At 67.2% G+C, this 16,934-nt stretch carries 16 protein-coding genes; 13 read left to right on the top strand and 3 right to left on the bottom strand.

Annotated elements, in window-relative coordinates; all coding sequences use genetic code 11:
* Window positions 1–71: 71 nt before the first annotated feature.
* The 13 genes from HMUK_RS10570 to HMUK_RS10510 all read left to right on the top strand — a co-directional run bounded on the left by HMUK_RS10570 (window position 72) and on the right by HMUK_RS10510 (window position 13,737).
* Complete coding sequence (locus HMUK_RS10570; RefSeq protein WP_015763150.1) at window positions 72–2,267, top strand: DHH family phosphoesterase; 2,196 nt, start codon at window positions 72–74, stop codon at window positions 2,265–2,267.
* A gap of 72 nt (window positions 2,268–2,339) precedes the next feature.
* Window positions 2,340–2,657, top strand: coding sequence for a hypothetical protein (locus tag HMUK_RS10565; RefSeq protein ID WP_049940809.1), 318 nt, complete (start codon window positions 2,340–2,342; stop codon window positions 2,655–2,657).
* Window positions 2,658–2,708: 51 nt separating this feature from the next.
* Window positions 2,709–3,224 (top strand): cupin domain-containing protein, encoded by a 516-nt coding sequence (locus HMUK_RS10560; protein ID WP_015763148.1) that lies wholly within the window; start codon window positions 2,709–2,711, stop codon window positions 3,222–3,224.
* 43 nt (window positions 3,225–3,267) lie between these two features.
* On the top strand, window positions 3,268–4,929 hold the full coding sequence (locus HMUK_RS10555; protein ID WP_049940808.1) for a tRNA uridine(34) 5-carboxymethylaminomethyl modification radical SAM/GNAT enzyme Elp3: 1,662 nt from the start codon (window positions 3,268–3,270) through the stop codon (window positions 4,927–4,929).
* Between the two features lie 95 nt (window positions 4,930–5,024).
* Window positions 5,025–5,738 (top strand): MBL fold metallo-hydrolase, encoded by a 714-nt coding sequence (locus HMUK_RS10550; RefSeq protein ID WP_015763146.1) that lies wholly within the window; start codon window positions 5,025–5,027, stop codon window positions 5,736–5,738.
* 47 nt (window positions 5,739–5,785) lie between these two features.
* On the top strand, window positions 5,786–6,820 hold the full coding sequence (locus tag HMUK_RS10545) for an NAD(P)/FAD-dependent oxidoreductase (RefSeq protein ID WP_015763145.1): 1,035 nt from the start codon (window positions 5,786–5,788) through the stop codon (window positions 6,818–6,820).
* 36 nt (window positions 6,821–6,856) lie between these two features.
* A complete protein-coding gene (rqcH, locus tag HMUK_RS10540; RefSeq protein ID WP_015763144.1) occupies window positions 6,857–8,983 on the top strand; it encodes a ribosome rescue protein RqcH in 2,127 nt (708 codons plus the stop codon).
* Window positions 8,984–9,159: 176 nt separating this feature from the next.
* On the top strand, window positions 9,160–9,360 hold the full coding sequence (locus tag HMUK_RS10535; protein ID WP_015763143.1) for a VNG_1110C family protein: 201 nt from the start codon (window positions 9,160–9,162) through the stop codon (window positions 9,358–9,360).
* A gap of 259 nt (window positions 9,361–9,619) precedes the next feature.
* Complete coding sequence (locus HMUK_RS10530; protein WP_015763142.1) at window positions 9,620–10,108, top strand: 50S ribosomal protein L11; 489 nt, start codon at window positions 9,620–9,622, stop codon at window positions 10,106–10,108.
* A gap of 216 nt (window positions 10,109–10,324) precedes the next feature.
* Window positions 10,325–10,963 carry a 50S ribosomal protein L1 gene (locus tag HMUK_RS10525; protein ID WP_015763141.1) on the top strand — a complete coding sequence of 213 codons (639 nt, stop codon included), beginning with the start codon at window positions 10,325–10,327 and terminating at the stop codon, window positions 10,961–10,963.
* A gap of 1 nt (window position 10,964) precedes the next feature.
* Window positions 10,965–12,023: a 50S ribosomal protein L10 gene (locus tag HMUK_RS10520; RefSeq protein WP_015763140.1), complete on the top strand. Its 1,059-nt coding sequence runs from the start codon at window positions 10,965–10,967 to the stop codon at window positions 12,021–12,023.
* Between the two features lie 8 nt (window positions 12,024–12,031).
* Entirely contained in the window at window positions 12,032–12,382 is a 351-nt protein-coding gene (gene rpl12p / locus HMUK_RS10515; protein WP_015763139.1) for a 50S ribosomal protein P1, read from the top strand.
* 125 nt (window positions 12,383–12,507) lie between these two features.
* Window positions 12,508–13,737: a tripartite tricarboxylate transporter permease gene (locus HMUK_RS10510; protein WP_015763138.1), complete on the top strand. Its 1,230-nt coding sequence runs from the start codon at window positions 12,508–12,510 to the stop codon at window positions 13,735–13,737.
* On the opposite strand, the gene corA is transcribed toward HMUK_RS10510, so the two are convergent.
* The 3 genes from corA to HMUK_RS10495 form a co-directional block, all read right to left on the bottom strand.
* Complete coding sequence (corA, locus tag HMUK_RS10505) at window positions 13,732–14,715, bottom strand: magnesium/cobalt transporter CorA (protein WP_015763137.1); 984 nt, start codon at window positions 14,713–14,715, stop codon at window positions 13,732–13,734. The two genes, HMUK_RS10510 and corA, sit on opposite strands and share 6 nt — an antisense overlap.
* A 202-nt stretch (window positions 14,716–14,917) precedes the next feature.
* Complete coding sequence (cysS, locus tag HMUK_RS10500; RefSeq protein ID WP_015763136.1) at window positions 14,918–16,402, bottom strand: cysteine--tRNA ligase; 1,485 nt, start codon at window positions 16,400–16,402, stop codon at window positions 14,918–14,920.
* A 53-nt stretch (window positions 16,403–16,455) separates the two neighbouring features.
* Entirely contained in the window at window positions 16,456–16,932 is a 477-nt protein-coding gene (locus HMUK_RS10495; RefSeq protein WP_015763135.1) for a DUF7523 family protein, read from the bottom strand.
* Window positions 16,933–16,934 lie beyond the last annotated feature (2 nt).

Genomic DNA, 16,934 nt, shown 5'->3' with positions numbered 1-16,934 from the left:
CCCGCCCGGCCGATCGGCGAGCGACGAGGATTTCGACAACCGTTTTAGTGCCGAAATGCTTTCACCGGTCAATGGGTTCGTGTATCATCTGTGGCACCTCCGTCGACGGTCACATCTGTGACCTCCACGAGGAGGACGTCCTGTTCGAATTCCGAGGCGACCATCCGAATCAACTGACGACCAACCGATACTACAGCGGCTCCGTCGACGGCTTCGCCGAGTTCGGCGTCTTCGTCGACATCGGTGATCGCGTGACCGGGCTGCTCCACCGCAGCGAGCTGGATCAGCGACTCGACTCGCTGGACTGGGAGCCGGGCGACACCGTCTTCGTGAAGGTGAAAAACGTCCGGGACAACGGGAACATCGACCTCGGCTGGTCGATCCGACAGGCCGAGCGGGAGTTCCGCGGCACGCTGATCGACGACCCCGAGTTCGACACGGCGCGACTCGCCGACGACGTCGAGGAGGACGAGTCGGGAAACGGGCGTGAGGAGCCGGCGACGGGCGACGACGCCGACTCCGAGCCGTCGGCAGACGACCAGACCGCCGAGGCGACGACGACCGACACAGACTCGTCGGCAGACGACCAGACCGCCGAGGCGACGACGACCGACGCCGACGCGGCGAAGGTCAGCCAGGCCGACGACAGCGAGCGCGTCGAACGAAGCGCCAGCGTCGTCGGACAGGGCAGTACGGGGACGGCCGAGAGCGACGACACGTCGGCCGACGCCGAGAGCGACGATGCAGTCGACCAGCAGCGAGACCACCCCGTCGTGGCGGTCGACAGCCTGGACGACCACGAAGGCGACGACGTTCGCCTCGAAGGCGAGATCGTCGACGTTCGCCAGACCAGCGGGCCGACGGTGTTCGAGCTCCGAGACGAGACCGGGACCGTCGACTGTGCGGCCTTCGTCGAGGCGGGCGTCCGCGCCTATCCCGACATCGTCGAAGAGGACATCGTTCGACTGGACGGCGACGTGCGCCGTCGCCGCGGCGAGATTCAGGTCGAGACCGAGGCACTCGTCGCGCTCGACGACGAGGAACGCCAGACCGTCGTAGACCGGATGGCCGACGCGCTCGACGACCGCGCCCGGCCCGCCGCCGTCGACGCACTCGCCGAGGACCCGACGATCGAGGCACTGGCCGACGATCTCGTCGACGCCGCGACGGCGATCCGGCGCGCAGTCATCACCGATCGCCCAGTGATCGTCCGCCACTCCGCGACCGCCGACGGCTACGTCGCCGGCGTGGCTCTCGAACGGGCGACGCTCCCGCTGGTCGCCGACGAGCACCGCCGAGCCGACGCGCAGTACCACTACTTCGATCGACGACCGCTGGAAGGCGGCGTCTACGACATGCAAGACGCCACCAAGGACGTGACGAACATGCTCGAAAACCGGGAGCGCCACGACGAGAAGCTCCCGCTTTTCGTCTTCGTCGCCGCCGGCGGGACCCGCGAGAGCCTCGACGGCTTCGATCTGCTCGACGTGTACGGCGCACCCCGCGTCGTGATCGACGACGCCGTCGCCGACGAACTGATCGCCGACTCGGTCGACACGCTCGTCAGTCCGTCGCTGGCCGGCGCGTCGCCGACGACGGCGACGGCGCTGGCGGCCAACGTCGCCGCCCACGTCAACGAGCACGTACAGGACGATCTCGTCCATCTGCCGGCCGTCAGCTTCTGGGACGAGACGCCCGCGTCCTACCTCGACGCCGCGGCGGAGGCGGGCTACGACGAAGCCTCGGTTACGGAGCTTCGCGACGCGGTCGCGCTGGAAGCGTACTACCAGTCCTACGAGGACAAGCGCGAACTGATCAAGGACCTGCTCTTTGGCGACGACGAGGACGACGTGACCGGGCTCGCCGGCAACGTCGCCGAGCAGTTCCGCGAGAAGCTCGCGACGGAGGTCGACACCGCGACGGCCAACATCGAGCGCGAGGAGATCGGCGGGACGACCGTCGCCGTCCTCGACACCGACGCCTTCACGCACCGCTACGACTTCCCGCCGTCGACGATCCTGCTCGACGAACTGTTCCGGCAAGCCGACAGCGGGACGGACGCACTCGTCGGCGTCGCCGACGACACGCTGTTCGTGCGGGCCGACCAGACGGTCGACGTACACGACCTCGCCGACGCGATCGACGAGGCCGCACCGGAAGCGGCCGTCCGGACACGCAGCGCCCGCGAGCAGTCGATCCGATTCCTCTCGGGCGAGCGCGACGCCGTCATCGACGCGACGCTGGCCGTCGTCGGCGAGCAGTTCTGACGGCCCGATCACCGCGATAGCGGCGGTCGAGCAAACACAGCCTCTTTGTGCCGTCCACGAAAACCAGCAGCCGTGGCCCTCCTCTCACCAGCAGCCGTGCTCGTATCGGCGGCACTGTTGCTCCCCGCGCTCGTGCTCGCCGTCGTCGTCCGGCGAAGAGCGATTCGGCGCTGGAAGGTCCCGCTCGTCGCCGGTGCCTGGCTTGCAGTGGTCGCGAATCTGGCGAACACGGTGATCGACTCGGGATCTACGCTGGCCGGTTTCGATCAGACACTCGTGAGCGCCGTCGTCGTCGGAGCGTCGCTTCTGGGCATCGTGCTGAGCGTCTACGGCTGGCGACACTACAGATCCGACCCGGACGCGACGGTCGAGCTCTTACCGCCCCGGTAGTCGTCCACGGACCACCAGAACGTTCTTGCGGTCGTTGGCTGAACGCCAGGTATGGACGACCGGATCGTCGACAGCGACAGTCTCGACTGGGAGGCACACGACCACGGCGACCGCGCGTTCCGCGGCAGGCGGTTCACGCGAGCCAGCGCCGCCAGCGAACTGGGCTGTAGCCTCTACGAGATCGAACCGGGCAAACGGGGCTGGCCCGCGCACTATCACGAGGGCAACGAGGAGGCGATGTTCGTCCTCGACGGGTCGGCCACCCTGTGGCTCGGCGGCGACCGCGAGGAGCGCGACCTCGAAGCGGGCGACTTCGCCGTCTTCCCCCGCGGCGAGGACGGCCAGCACGAACTCGAAGCGGGACCGGACGGGCTCCGGTATCTCGCGATGTCGACGATGTACGACCCCGACATCACCGTCTACCCGGACAACGACGCCGTCGGGGTGTTCGCCGGTTCGCCACCGGGCGGCGACGAGAGCGAGCGCCGCCTCTCGAAGTATCTCGACGCCGACGCCGAGGTGCCCTACTGGGACGGCGGGGATGGAGGCAGCCAGCGGGAGGAGTAGCGACACGCTTATTCGCGCGAGCGAACGAACTGTGACAACGGCAATGAGCACCGAGACGGGTGATCCGACGGAGTCCGAGGCGTTCGAGCAGGTCTGTGCGGAGCTGGTCGACCGCATCCTCGCGGGCGAACTGGAGCGCGAGGACGTGGAAAGCGCCAAGATGGAGGTCTGTTCGAAGTACTCCGCGCCGAAGGTCCCCAAGAACTCCGAGATCCTCGACTACGCGCCACTGGAGCGACGCGAAGAGCTCGAGGAAGTGCTCCAGCGCAAGCCGGTGCGGACCGCTTCGGGCGTCTCGCCGATCGCGGTGATGACCTCTCCCCACCGGTGTCCACACGGGAAGTGTCTCTACTGTCCCGGCGGGCCCGATTCGGAGTTTTCGTCCTCCCAGTCCTACACCGGCCACGAGCCCGCAGCGGCCCGCGGCGTCCAGAACGACTACGACCCCTACGGACAGGTGACGCTGCGGCTGAACCAACTGCGCGAGATCGGCCACCCCGTCGACAAGGCCGAACTAATCATCATGGGTGGGACGATGACCGCCCGGAGCCACGACTACCAGGAGTGGTTCGTCAAGCGTGCGCTCGAAGCGATGAACGACTTCGACGCCGGGGCCCAGCCCCAGCCCGCGGAAGACGTGAGTTTCGCCGAAGACCCCGACGAGTACGACTTTCGCTACCTCGAAGACGTGATCACCGAGAACGAGACCGCCGACGTGCGAAACGTCGCCACGACCTTCGAGACGAAGCCCGACTGGTGCGATCCCGAGCAGATCGACCGGATGCTCAGGCTGGGCGGGACGAAGGTCGAAGTCGGGGTCCAGACCACCTACGAGCGGATCAACCGCGAGATGCACCGCGGTCACGGCGTCCAGGCCAGCGTCGACGCGAACCGCCGGCTGCGCGACTCGGCGTTCAAGGTCGGCTTCCACATGATGCCCGGCCAGCCCGGCATGTCCAAGGAGATGTGCCTGGAGGACTTCCGGCGCATCTTCGAGGACAGCAAGTGGCGACCGGACTACCTCAAGATCTACCCGACGCTGGTCGTCGAGGGGACCGTCACCTACGACTGGTACCGCAAGGACGAGTTCGAGCCACTGGACAACGACGAGGCCGCGGAGCTGGTCGCCGAGATCAAGTCGATGATCCCGAAGTACACGCGCCTCCAGCGCGTCCAGCGTGACATCCCCGCGGACTTCATCGAGGGCGGCGTCTGGAAGTCCAACCTCCGACAGCTCGCCCGACAGCGCATGGACGAACACGGCTGGACCTGCGACTGCATCCGCTGTCGCGAGGTCGGGATGAACGACGAGGACCCAGAGCGCATCGAGAAAGACGTGCTGACCTACGAGGCCGCCGGCGGCACCGAGCACTTCATCAGCTTCGAGGACCCCGACAAGGATCTGCTGATCGGCTTCTGTCGGCTCCGATTCCCGAACGACCCGGTTCGCCGCGAACTGCAAAACGCCGCGCTCGTGCGGGAACTCCACGTCTACGGCAGCCAGGTCGGCCTCGGGAGCGCCAGCGAGGACGACCAACACCAGCACGAGGGATACGGTCGCCGACTGCTCGCGACGGCGGAGGAACTGGCGGCCGACGCCGGCTACGACAAGCTCGCGGTCATCTCCGGTATCGGCGTCCGGCAGTACTACCGCGAGAAGCTCGACTACAAGCAAGACGGTCCGTACGTCAGCAAGCGGCTGTAACCGGACGAACGGAGTGCGTCCGGCTTTTTGCCTCCAGTCTCGCCGTCGTGAAGTCGGTCGACAGCCATTAGCGTGGGGCCGGCGTACGGTCGGCAATGGCACGGAGGTTGATCGACGGGGTCTGGGAGCTCGATCTGGGACTACTGCCGCCGCTGGCGTCGAACGCGTTTCTCCTCGATGAGCGGGACATGGACGGGACCGACGGCGAGGCGGTGACGCTGTGTGACACCGGACTGTTCTGGAACGAGCCCTCGATCAGGGACGAACTGGCAGCCGTCGGTTACGAGCCCGGCGATCTCGACCGCGTCCTGTTGACCCACTACGATCTGGACCACGTCGGCGGGCTCGAACGGCTGCAACCGGAGTTCACCGGTCCGGTCTTTCTCGGGCGAGCCGACTACGAACTGGTCGAGAACGGCGCGCCGCCGCCGTCGAACAACCACAAGGGGCTGTTCCACCGCGCCGCCCGGACGCTCTGTCCGCTGCCCGACGGGATCGACCTCCGGCCGGTCGACGACGGCGAAGCCGTCGGTCGGTTCACCAGCTACGCGACGCCGGGACACAACCCCGGGCACACGGTGTACGTCCACGACTGCGGCGTGGCGCTGCTCGGCGACCTCGTCTGGGAGGAAGGCGGTGCGATGACGACGCCGATCTGGTTCGACTCCTACGACATGGACCGGGTCCGGGCGTCTGTGCGGGAGTTCGCCGCGCGGGCTCCCGCCTTCGAGGTGGCGGCGATGGCCCACGGAACGCCGTTCGTCCGTGACGGTGACGACGTACTCGGCGCACTCGCTGCGACTCTCTGACCGATCGAACGAGCGGGTTTTTGTACTGTCCGTGCGGAGATCTGTCTATGCAACGATCAGTCGCGGTCGTCGGTGCGGGCGCGGCCGGTGCGGCGGCGGCGTACGCGCTCCGGGAACACCCCGCGGACGTGACCGTCTTCGAGAAGAGCGGCGGCGTCTGCGGTCGGGCCGCGACACGGCGGCGAAACGGCTGTGTCTACGAGTACGGGGCCAACTACCTGACTGCCGACGACGACCGCGTGGCCGAACTGGTCACCGCGGAACTACCCTCGGAGGGACTCACCGAAATCGACGAGCCGGTGTGGACGTTCGACGCCGACCGCGAGATACGCGAGGGTCGCGACGAGCAGACGACGCGGTGGACCTACGAGCAGGGAATCACCCAGCTCGCGAAGCGGCTGTTCGCGGCCGGCGACGCGACGGTCCACCGGCACACGCGCGTCGAGTCACTGGAGCGAAGCGGGGCGGGCTGGCGTGTCACCGACGCCGAGGGCGGTACGTACGACTCCTTCGACGCCGTCCTCCTGACGCCACCGGGTCCACAGACCGCGGACCTGCTGGGCCAATCGGAGTGGGAACACGCCGATCGACGACGGCTCAGGCAGGCCGCCGCGTCCGTTCCCTATCGGACGGTCGTCGCCGGTCTGTTGCACTACGAGTTCGAACTCGACCGCCCGTACTACGGACTGGTCAGCGAAGCCGGAGACCACGACGTGGGTTGGATCGGCCGCGAAGAGTGCAAGGCGGGGCACGTCCCCGACGGAGAGACGCTCCTGGTGGTCCAGATGGCACCGGACTGGTCGGTCACCCACTACCGCGACGACGCCGCCACGCTGACCGACGCCATCGCAGACGCGACGGCGACGCTGCTGGACGACGACCGGCTGGCCGAACCCGACTGGACCGACCACCAGCACTGGCGGTACGCGCTGCCGGACGACGGCGTGGGGGCGGACGCCCTGGAGACGGCGGCAGCGCACGACCTCTTTTTGGCCGGCGACTGGGTCGCGGGCGAGGCGCGGCTCCACGCAGCGCTCCGGAACGGGCTGAGAACCGGCGAGCGAATCGGCGAGCACCTGTAGCGAAGCGGTTTTGCGTGCCGGCCTGCACCACCCGACATGGACCACAAGCGGGAGCTGACGAGCGTCGACCTCGCCGCCCTCGAACGGGAGCTGGGCGGCTACGAGGGGGCCAAGCTCGACAAGGCGTACCTCTACGAGGACGACCTCCTGCGGCTCAAGATGCGGGACTTCGACCGCGGGCGGGTGGAGCTGCTGATCGAGGTCGGCGAGAACAAGCGCGCCCACGTCGTCGACGCCGACCACGTCCCCGACGCGCCGGGCCGACCGCCCAACTTCGCGATGATGCTTCGCAATCGGATCTCGGGCGGCGAGCTGGCCGACGTGCGCCAGTTCGAGTTCGACCGGATCATGGAGTTCGAGTTCGACCGTCCCGACGCCTCCACCACGGTCGTCGCGGAGCTGTTCGGCGACGGCAACGTCGCGGTGCTCGACGAACACGGCGAGGTCGTCGACTGCCTGGAGACGGTCCGACTCAAGTCACGCACCGTCGCGCCGGGCAGCCAGTACGAGTTCCCGTCGGCGCGGTTCAATCCGCTGACCGTCGACTACGAGACGTTTCTGGAGCGGATGCGCCAGTCCGACGCCGACGTGGTACGGACGCTCGCGACCCAGCTGAACTTCGGGGGGCTCTACGGCGAGGAGCTGTGTACGCGGGCCGGGATTCCGTACAACCAGGCCATCGGAGACACCGACGAAGCTGAGTTCGAGCGGCTGTACGAGGTGATCGCCGATCTGAAAGCGCGGCTCCGCAGCGGCGACCTCGATCCGCGCGTCTACTACGAGTACGAAGAGATCGAGGGCGAGGAGATCGAGCGTCGCGTGGACGTGACGCCGATTCCCCTCGAAGAGTACGACGACGTAGAGAGCCGTGCCTTCGAGACCTTCACCGAGGCGCTGGACGAGTACTTCTACGAGGTCGAACGGGAGGACACGGCCGAGGAGATCGCCGACGCGGGCGTCGACCGGCCGGACTTCGAGAGCGAGATCGAGAAGTACGAGCGCATCATCCAGCAACAGCAGAGCGCGATCGAGGACTTCGAGTCCGACGCCGAGGCCGAGCGCGAGAAGGCGGAGTTGCTGTACGCTCGCTACGACCTCGTCGACGAGATCCTCTCGACGATTCAGGGCGCGCGAACCCAGGACACGCCGTGGGACGAGATCGAGGCGACCTTCGAGGAGGGCAAAGAGCAGGGCATCGCCGCGGCCGAGGCCGTCGAGGGCCTCGACGGCAGCGAGGGGACGGTGACCCTGTCGATCGACGACGTGCGCGTGACGATCGACGCGACGATGGGCGTCGAGAAGAACGCCGACCAGCTCTACCAGGCGGCAAAGCGCATCGAGGAGAAGAAAGAGGGCGCGCAGGCGGCGATCGAAGACACGCGAGAGGATCTCGAAGCGGTCGAGCGACGCCGCGAGAACTGGGAAGCCGAGGACACGACGGAGACCCAGGAGCAGACGGCGGAAGCAGACGACGTCGACTGGCTCTCGCGGGCGTCGATTCCGGTCCGGAGACAGGAGCCGTGGTACGATCGCTTCCGGTGGTTCCGCACCTCGAACGGCTTCCTCGTGATCGGCGGCCGTAACGCCGATCAGAACGAGGAACTGGTCAAGAAGTACCTCGACCGCGGAGACAAGTTCTTCCACGCACAGGCACACGGCGGTCCCGTGACCGTCCTGAAGGCGACCGGTCCCAGCGAGTCCAGCCGCGACGTGGACATCCCGGACCAGGACAAACGTGAAGCGGCGACGTTCGCAGTGGCGTACTCGTCGGTGTGGAAGGACGGCAAGTACGCCGGTGACGCGTACATGGTCGATCCCGACCAGGTATCGAAGACTCCAGAGAGCGGCGAGTACCTGGAGAAGGGGGGGTTCGCGATTCGAGGCGACCGGACGTACTTCCGGGACCTCGAAGTCGACGTGGCCGTCGGGATCTCCTGTGAGGACTGGACCGGCGTTCTCGGTGGCCCGCGATCGGCCGTCGAGGATCGCGTCGCGACCAGTATCGAGATCGAACCCGGCCAGTACGCACAGAACGACATCGCGAAGCGGCTGTACCGGGAGTTCAAAGAGCGGTTCGAAGACGAGTCGTTCGTCCGCAAGGTCGCCAGCCCGGACCTGATCCAGGAGTTCCTCCCGCCGGGCGGCAGTCGGATGGTCGAGTGACCACGCTCTCCGGTTCGTTTACCAGCAGTGAACGCCCGTCAAAACGGTGTCACAGCGCCGACAGCTGCCGATGCGAAATATACGGGAGTATTAGACGAGAGAACGGACGAACATCGAATTCTCGGCGATACGAGTACTTCGATACACTAATACCTCGTCCGACACCACATCCGATAATGGCAAGTGCCGACCGGTTTCGCGACAGCACGCAGATCCTCCTGCCAGCCGCTGCCCTGGACGGCATCCGCGAAGATCTCGAACGCGAGTTTACGCTGACGGTACGCGAGGAGGGCACACAGGTCCGCATCATCGGTTCGCCAGTGGAGATCAAGGCGGCCTCGGACTTCCTGGCGATGAACGGCGTCAACCTCGCCTGATACGGACCGTTGTAGGCGTTTACCCAGTCGACCGCACGACGGCGTGCGGTCGATCTGGTAAAGACCTACAACTTTCCGTATGACGCCGTCGACCGTCACTGTTTGCTGTTCGCGACGCCGGGTCGCGAGACACCGTACGGACCGTCTCGACGGTCGTGATCGACGCGATTCTCCGACACCGACCAGAGCGGTGTGGTTCACTCCCACGCGGCGTCGTCGAAAAGCAATCCTTAAAACTGCTGGGCAGGTCAAACCTAACATGGCTGGAACTATCGAAGTGCTCGTTCCGGGCGGCGAGGCCAACCCTGGCCCGCCCCTCGGTCCGGAGTTGGGGCCGACCCCCGTCGACGTGCAGGCAGTCGTCCAGGAGATCAACGACCAGACCGCGGCCTTCGACGGCACCGAAGTGCCCGTCACCGTCGACTACGACGACGACGGCTCCTTCGAGATCGAGGTCGGCGTCCCGCCGACGGCCGAACTCATCAAGGACGAAGCTGGCTTCGACACCGGATCCGGCGAACCCCACGAGGAGTTCGTCGCCGATCTCTCGGTCGACCAGATCAAACAGATCGCCGAGCAAAAGCAGACCGACCTGCTCGCGTACGACACGAAAAACGCCGCGAAGGAAGTCGTCGGCACCTGCGTCACGCTGGGTGTCACCATCGAGGGCGAGAACCCCCGCGACTTCAAGCAGAAGGTCGATGCCGGCGAGTACGACGACATCCTGCTGGACGCTGCCGAAGCGTAGCGAGGCCACCGACGCCGGTTTTCCGCGTTTTTGCTGATCCTCACCGACAGGTAGGTGACACGGGACCGACGACAGTGCCGTCGCTGCCGTGGTTCGACGGCTTTAAGTGTCGCATCGGCTTCGTACCGGGTGAGACAGGCGACTGTACTGTCTACGACAGTACGCCCTGTTTCACTGACCCGTAGAAGCCCGTTGGGCGTACTACGGAGGTGAACAATGGCAGACCAGGATATAGAGAACGCAGTCTCTCGCGCACTCGACGAGGCCGATCCTCGGAACTTTACCGAGACAGTCGACCTCGCCGTCAACCTGCGCGACCTTGATTTGAACGATCCGTCGAACCGTATCGACGAGAGCATCGTCCTTCCTGCCGGTACCGGTCAGGAGACGAGCATCGTCGTGTTCGCCGAGGGGGAGACCGCTCTGCGAGCCGAAGACGTTGCCGACCAGGTCATGTCCAGCGACGAGCTGGCCGAGCTGGGCGACGACGACGATGCAGCGAAAGATCTCGCCGACGATACCGACTTCTTCCTCGCAGAGGAAGGGCTGATGCAAGACATCGGTCGCTACCTCGGGACCGTCCTCGGTCCACGCGGGAAGATGCCGGACCCGATCAGTCCCGACGACGACGTCGTCGAGATGGTCGACCGAATGCGCAAGTCCGTGCAGATCCGCAGCGGTGACCGCCGAACCTTCCACACCCGCGTGGGTGCAGAGGACATGTCCGCCGAGGAGATCGGCGACAACATCGACGTCATCCTGCGCCGCCTGCACGCCGACCTAGAGAAGGGGCCGATGAACATCGATTCGGTCTACGTCAAGACCACGATGGGCCCCGCGGTGGAGGTGGCCTAACATGAGCGCCGAAGCAGAACGAAAGACCGAGACGATCCCCGAGTGGAAGCGCGAGGAAGTCGACTCGATCGTCGAGATGATCGAGTCCTACGACAGCATCGGGGTCGTCGCGATCACCGGCATCCCGTCGCGCCAGCTCCAGGACATGCGCCGTGGCCTGCACGGGACCGCGGAACTGCGCGTCTCGCGCAACACGCTGCTGGAGCGCGCACTCGACGAGGTCGACGCCGGCCTCGAACAGCTGGGCGACTACGTCTCCGGTCAGGTCGGTCTGATCGGGACGAACGACAACCCCTTCGGGCTGTACAAGGAACTGGAAGCCTCGAAGACGCCCGCACCGATCAGCGCGGGCGAGATCGCTCCCAACGACATCGTCATCCCCGAGGGTGACACGGGCGTGGATCCGGGGCCGTTCGTCGGCGAACTCCAGAACGTCGGAGCCAACGCGCGCATCGACGGCGGTTCGATCAAGGTCGTCGAGGACTCGACCGTGCTGGAAGCGGGCGGGGAGGTCTCGACGGACCTCGAGAACGTCCTCGGCGAACTCGGGATCGAGCCGAAGGAAGTCGGGCTGGACCTGCGCGGCGTCTTCGCCGACGGCGTGCTGTTCGAACCCGAGGAGCTCGAACTCGACGTCGAGGAGTACGAAGCAGACATCAAGGCCGCCGCGTCGGCCGGGTGGAACCTCTCGGTCAACGCCGAGTACCCGACCACGCAGAACGCGTCGACGCTGCTGCAGAACGCACGCGGCGACGCCAAGAGCCTCGCGGTGTTCGCGTCTATCGAGGACCCCGAGGTCGTGCCGGATCTGGTCAGCAAGGCCGACGCACAGGTCCGTGCGATCGCTGCCCAGATCGACGACGAAGAAGCGCTGCCGGAGGAGCTCCAGGGCGTCGACGCCCAGCCGGCAGCCACGGACGCATCGACCGACGAAGACGAAACCGACGCTGAAACCGAGGACACCAGCGACGACGCCGAGGCCGAAGCGGCCGAGGACGACGACGACGATGACGATGACGACGACGAGGACGCTGGTGACGCACTCGGAGCAATGTTCTAATTACAACAATGGAATACGTTTACGCTGCACTCATCCTGAACGAATCGGGCGCAGAGATCAACGAAGACAACCTCACTGACGTGCTCGACGCCGCTGGCGTCGACGTCGAAGAGTCCCGCGTGAAGGCGCTCGTCGCCGCACTCGAGGACGTCGACATCGACGAGGCCGTCGACGAGGCCGCCGCCGCACCCGTCGCAGCCGGCGGCGCTGCCGCGCCGGCCGCCGAGGGCGGTGCCGAGGAAGACGCCGGTGCCGACGAAGAGGCCGCAGAAGAAGAGGCCGCAGAAGAAGAGGAAGCAGGCGACGACGACGAGGACGAGGGCGACGGCGGCGAAGGCCTCGGCGAGCTGTTCGGCTAATTCGGCCACAGCACCAACACTTCGATTCTTTCGACACAGATCCGAGAGCGACAGCGCCGAGTCCGTGATTCGCCCCGGTAGCGACGCCACAGGTTTATCTTCGAAGGCGGGGCCAGCCCGTCGCAGTGACCGGACCGGTCCAGTTCGTCGTCCACCCGGAGCTGACAGCGGCGGCGCTGGTGGCGATTGCCGGTGGGATCGCGCTGGGAACGGTCAGCGGGCTCGTGCCGGGCATCCACGCCAACACGTTCGCACTGGGGCTGGCGACCGTCGCGCCGGCAGTGCCGGGACCGCCGCGGCTCGTCGGCGCGGCGATGCTGGCCGCCGGGACGACCCACACATTCCTCGACGTGGTGCCGGCGATGGCGCTGGGCGTGCCCGATCCGGCGATGGCCGCCAGCGCGCTCCCGAGCCACCGGCTCGTGATCGCCGGCCGGGGACGGGAAGCGCTCCGGCTGTCGGCGCTGGGCAGCGGGCTCGCGGTGGCACTGGCCGTCCCGCTGGCGGTCCCGGTCACGCTGGCGATGACGTACCTGTACCCGACGGTCCGTACACATCTCGGCCCGCTGCTCGCCCTCGTCGCGGTGGCCCTGGTGCTCACCGAACGCGGACGTCGGTCGCGGATCGGTGCCGGCGTCGCGCTGGTCGGCAGCGGTGCCCTCGGCGTCGTCGTGCTGCCGATCGAACCGGACGGTCTGGTCTCGGTCGGGAGCATGTTGATGCCGCTGTTCGCGGGGCTGTTCGGTGCGCCGGTGCTGATCGAGAGCATCGGCGGCGACGGCGTGCCCCCGCAGGACGACGCGACCGTCGCGCTCTCCCGGCGGTCGATCGGCGTCGTCGCCCTGACCGGCACCGTCGCCGGAGCGATCGTCGGCTACGTGCCCGGCGTGACGGCAGCGATCGCTGCGACCGGTGCCCTGGCCGCGCTGTCGGGATCGGGACCCAGAGAGTTCGTGGTCGCGACCAGCGGCGTCAACACGGCGACGGCCGTCTTCGCGCTGTTCGCACTCGTCGCGCTCGAAACGCCGCGGACCGGCGTGCTCGTCGCCTTCGAGCAGACCGACGCGCCCCTGGCCGTCGGCCTCCTGCTCGTCAGCGTGACCGTCGCCGCGACCGCCGGGTTCGTGCTGGTCCCGCTGGTGGGCGATCGCTACCTCGCCGTCGTGGGGACGCTGGACACCACGCGACTCGCAGTCGCGGTGTTGGCCTCGCTCGTCGGCCTCGGGTGGGTGTTCGCTGGCCCCGTCGGCGTGGCGTCGCTGGCCGCCGGCACCGTGATCGGACTCGTCCCCGCCCGCTGTGGCGCACGGCGGGCGAATCTGATGGGCGTCCTGCTCGTCCCCCTGGCGCTATAAGTAGTCCTGTCGGCGAAAGTACGCCAGCATCGCGACGCCGATCAGTGCCATCGCGACGAGGACCGCCGGGTAACCGTAGGCCCATCCCAGTTCGGGCATGTTGTAGGGGCTCGCGGCCGGATCGAAGTTCATCCCGTAGACGCCAGCGACGAACGTCAGCGGGATGAAGATCGTCGCGACGACGGTCAGCGTCTTCATCACCTCGTTGGTCGACTGCGAGAGCGCGTTGAGGTAGATGTCCCGCGCGCCCGAAACGAGGTCCCGATACGTCTCGGTGAGGTCGGCCAGCTGGACGAGGTGGTCGTACACGTCCCGAAAGTACTTCTCGGTCTGTGGCTGGACCTGCGGGGGATCGCCCCGCGCGAGGACGCCGACGGCCTCTCGGGCCGGCCAGATCTGTTTCCGGAAGGAGAGCAGGTCGCGCCGAACCGCGTTGATCCGTTCGAGCGTCTCCCGATCCGGCGAGTCGATCACCTCGTCTTCGATCGCCTCGATGAGGTCCTCGACGCGGTCCAGCACCTCGAAGTAGTCGTCGACGACGACTTCGATGACGCGGTAGGCGGTGAAGTCGGCCCCGTGCTGGAGCAGTCGCTCGTCCTCGCGTTCGACCGCGTGTCGGACCCGGTCGACGGCCGACCCAGCGCCCGGCGAGACGGAGACGACCCAGTCGTGGCCGACGAACAGTCCGATCGGTGTCGTCGAGAGCTCTTCGGCGAACGTCGTCTCACCGCCGGCCAGCGTGATCGTCTTCAGCAAGACGAAAGTGTACTCCGGAAACGTCTCGGTCTTGGCGCGAACGCCGTTCCGGAGGTCCTCGACGGTGAGCGGGTGGATGGCGAACGTCTCGGCGATGGCGTCCAGTTCCGCGTCGGTCACCTCGGGCGCGTGGATCCAGGTCGTGCCCTCGGCGTCGCGTGCCGCCGAGAGTTCGTCGTAGCGGCTGATCCCGTCGTCGCCGAAGACGAACGCGTCGATCACGGCGCGGACCCTCCCCGAGAGTCAGACGAGCGAGGGCTCTCGCCGGCCGAGATCGTCTCGGACCGGGCGGAGCTGACACGCGAGCGGGTCCTCGCTGACGATGTCATACGACGGTCCACACCGGGGATCGACAAAAGCGTTCTCGCTGGTCACCGAGCCGCTGGCGGTGGTGAGCGGACGGACCGCTCGCAGGCGAGGCCGGCTATCCGAGCCGGTAGGTCGGGCCGTCGTCGGTGTCCTGTACTTCGACGCCGAGAGACTCGACCTCGTCTCGGAGTTCGTCCGCCCGCTCGTAGTTGCCGGCGGCTCGCTCGGCCTCGCGCACGTCCAGCAGCAGTTCGACGAGGTCCTCGGCGACCGACACGTCGCCGCCCTCGGAGCCACCAAACGAGAGCCCGAGGACGCCACCGCCCAGTTCCTCGATCGTTTCGACGGCCTCGCGAAGCGCCCGGTAGTCGAACGACGACTGCTCGTCGACGTGAACGTTGACGGCACCGACAAGTTCCGTCAGCGCAGCGAGCGCCTCGCGGGTGTTGAAGTCGTCGTTCATCGCCGTCTCGAAGTGCTCGCGGGCGGTGGTGACGGCCGTCCGGAGCGTGTCGTCTTCGACCGTCGCGTACGCGTCTACGTCGTCACACGCCCGCACGGCGCGTTCGTAGCCCCGTTCGAGCGTCTCCCAGCGCTCGATTGCCTCGTCGATCGTCGCCTCGCTGTAGACGGCGCTGTTGTGGTAGGCCGTCGACAGCAGGAACGTTCGCACCACGTCCGTCCCGTACTCGTCGACGGCCGCCTCGACGGCGAAGAAGTTGCCCAGCGACGAGGACATCTTCTCGCCTTTGGTCTCCAAGAGGCGGACGTGGAGCCAGTGGCGCGCGAACTGCTGGCCGGTCGCGGCCTCGCTCTGTGCGATCTCGTTTTCGTGATGAGGGAAGACGAGGTCCTGACCGCCGACGTGGATGTCGATGGTCTCTCCGAGGTGGGTCGTACTCATCGCCGAGCACTCGATGTGCCAGCCGGGTCGGCCCTCGCTCCACGGGGAGTCCCAGGTCTGGGCGGTCTCACAGGCCGCTTCGGGGGGCGACGCGCCTTCGTGCTGGTGGTCTTCGATCGCCGCCGGATCGACGCCGCCGGCCTTCCACAGCGCGAAGTCCGCGGGGTTTCGCTTCTCGCTTTGCTCGTCCGGGTCGCCCTGGGCTTCGATCTCGTCGAGTTGCTGGTTCGAGAGCTTCCCGTACTCCTCGAAGGTCGTCACGTCGAAGTACACGGAGCCGTTGGCCTCGTAGGCGTAGCCCTTCTCGATCAGCGTCTCGACCATCGCGACGATCTCGGGGACGTGTTCGGAGACGCGCGGGTACACCTCCGCGCGCCGGAGGTTGAGCGCGCGCATGTCGTCGATCACCGACTGGACGTAGTGGCGGGCCACGTCGGCCTCGCTCTCGCCGTTCTCGCCCACGCGGGCGACGATCTTCTCGTTGACGTCGGTGAAGTTCTCGACGTGACGCACGTCGTAGCCCAGGTGCGCCAGCCAGCGATGCATCACGTCGACGTGGACCCACCCGCGAGCGTGCCCCAGATGAGCGGGATCGGAGGTCGTCAGGCCACAGTAGTAGAGCAGGACGGAGTCGGGATCCCGTGGCTCGAACGCCTCTCGCTCGCCGGTGAGCGTGTTGGTCACGCGAAGCGTCATCGTCGAGTACCAGACGAGGCGGCGATTTCAAAGCGTCGGATGTGCGGCCACACTCACGCCTCCAGCGCCGCCTCGACGGCCCGCACCGCGTCCGGGCCGTCACGGCGACCGACCACCACCAGGGCCGTCTCCGCGGCGAATCCCGCGGCGTCGACGCCGATCCCCGCTGCTCTGAGCGCGCCGAGCACCCGCTCGAACGTGTCGACGCCGGTGAGGCCGGCGACGACGATGCCGGTCAGTGAGCCACTGTCGGGAGCGTACGCGGCGTCGGCAACCGCGATCAGAGCGTCCTCGTCGTCGGCCCGGCCGAGGCCGCTGCGCATCGCGACGCGCGCGTCGGATTCGGGGCCAGCGTCGCCGTCCAGTTCCTCGGCGTAGCGCCGGAGCGCGGTCGCGACGGCCTCGGTGTCGCCCTCAACGGAGAGCCAGCGGGCGGCGGCGGTGTAGTTGACCACGCCGGCCCGGAGCGCGTCGTAGAGGAACGGTCTCGCACGGACGGCCTCGCGCGTTCGCGCTGCGAGTGATGCCATAG

The organism is Halomicrobium mukohataei DSM 12286, assembly GCF_000023965.1.
In the GTDB taxonomy this organism is placed as follows: Archaea; Halobacteriota; Halobacteria; order Halobacteriales; family Haloarculaceae; genus Halomicrobium; species Halomicrobium mukohataei.
This window is presented reverse-complemented; position numbering and strand designations above follow the sequence as displayed.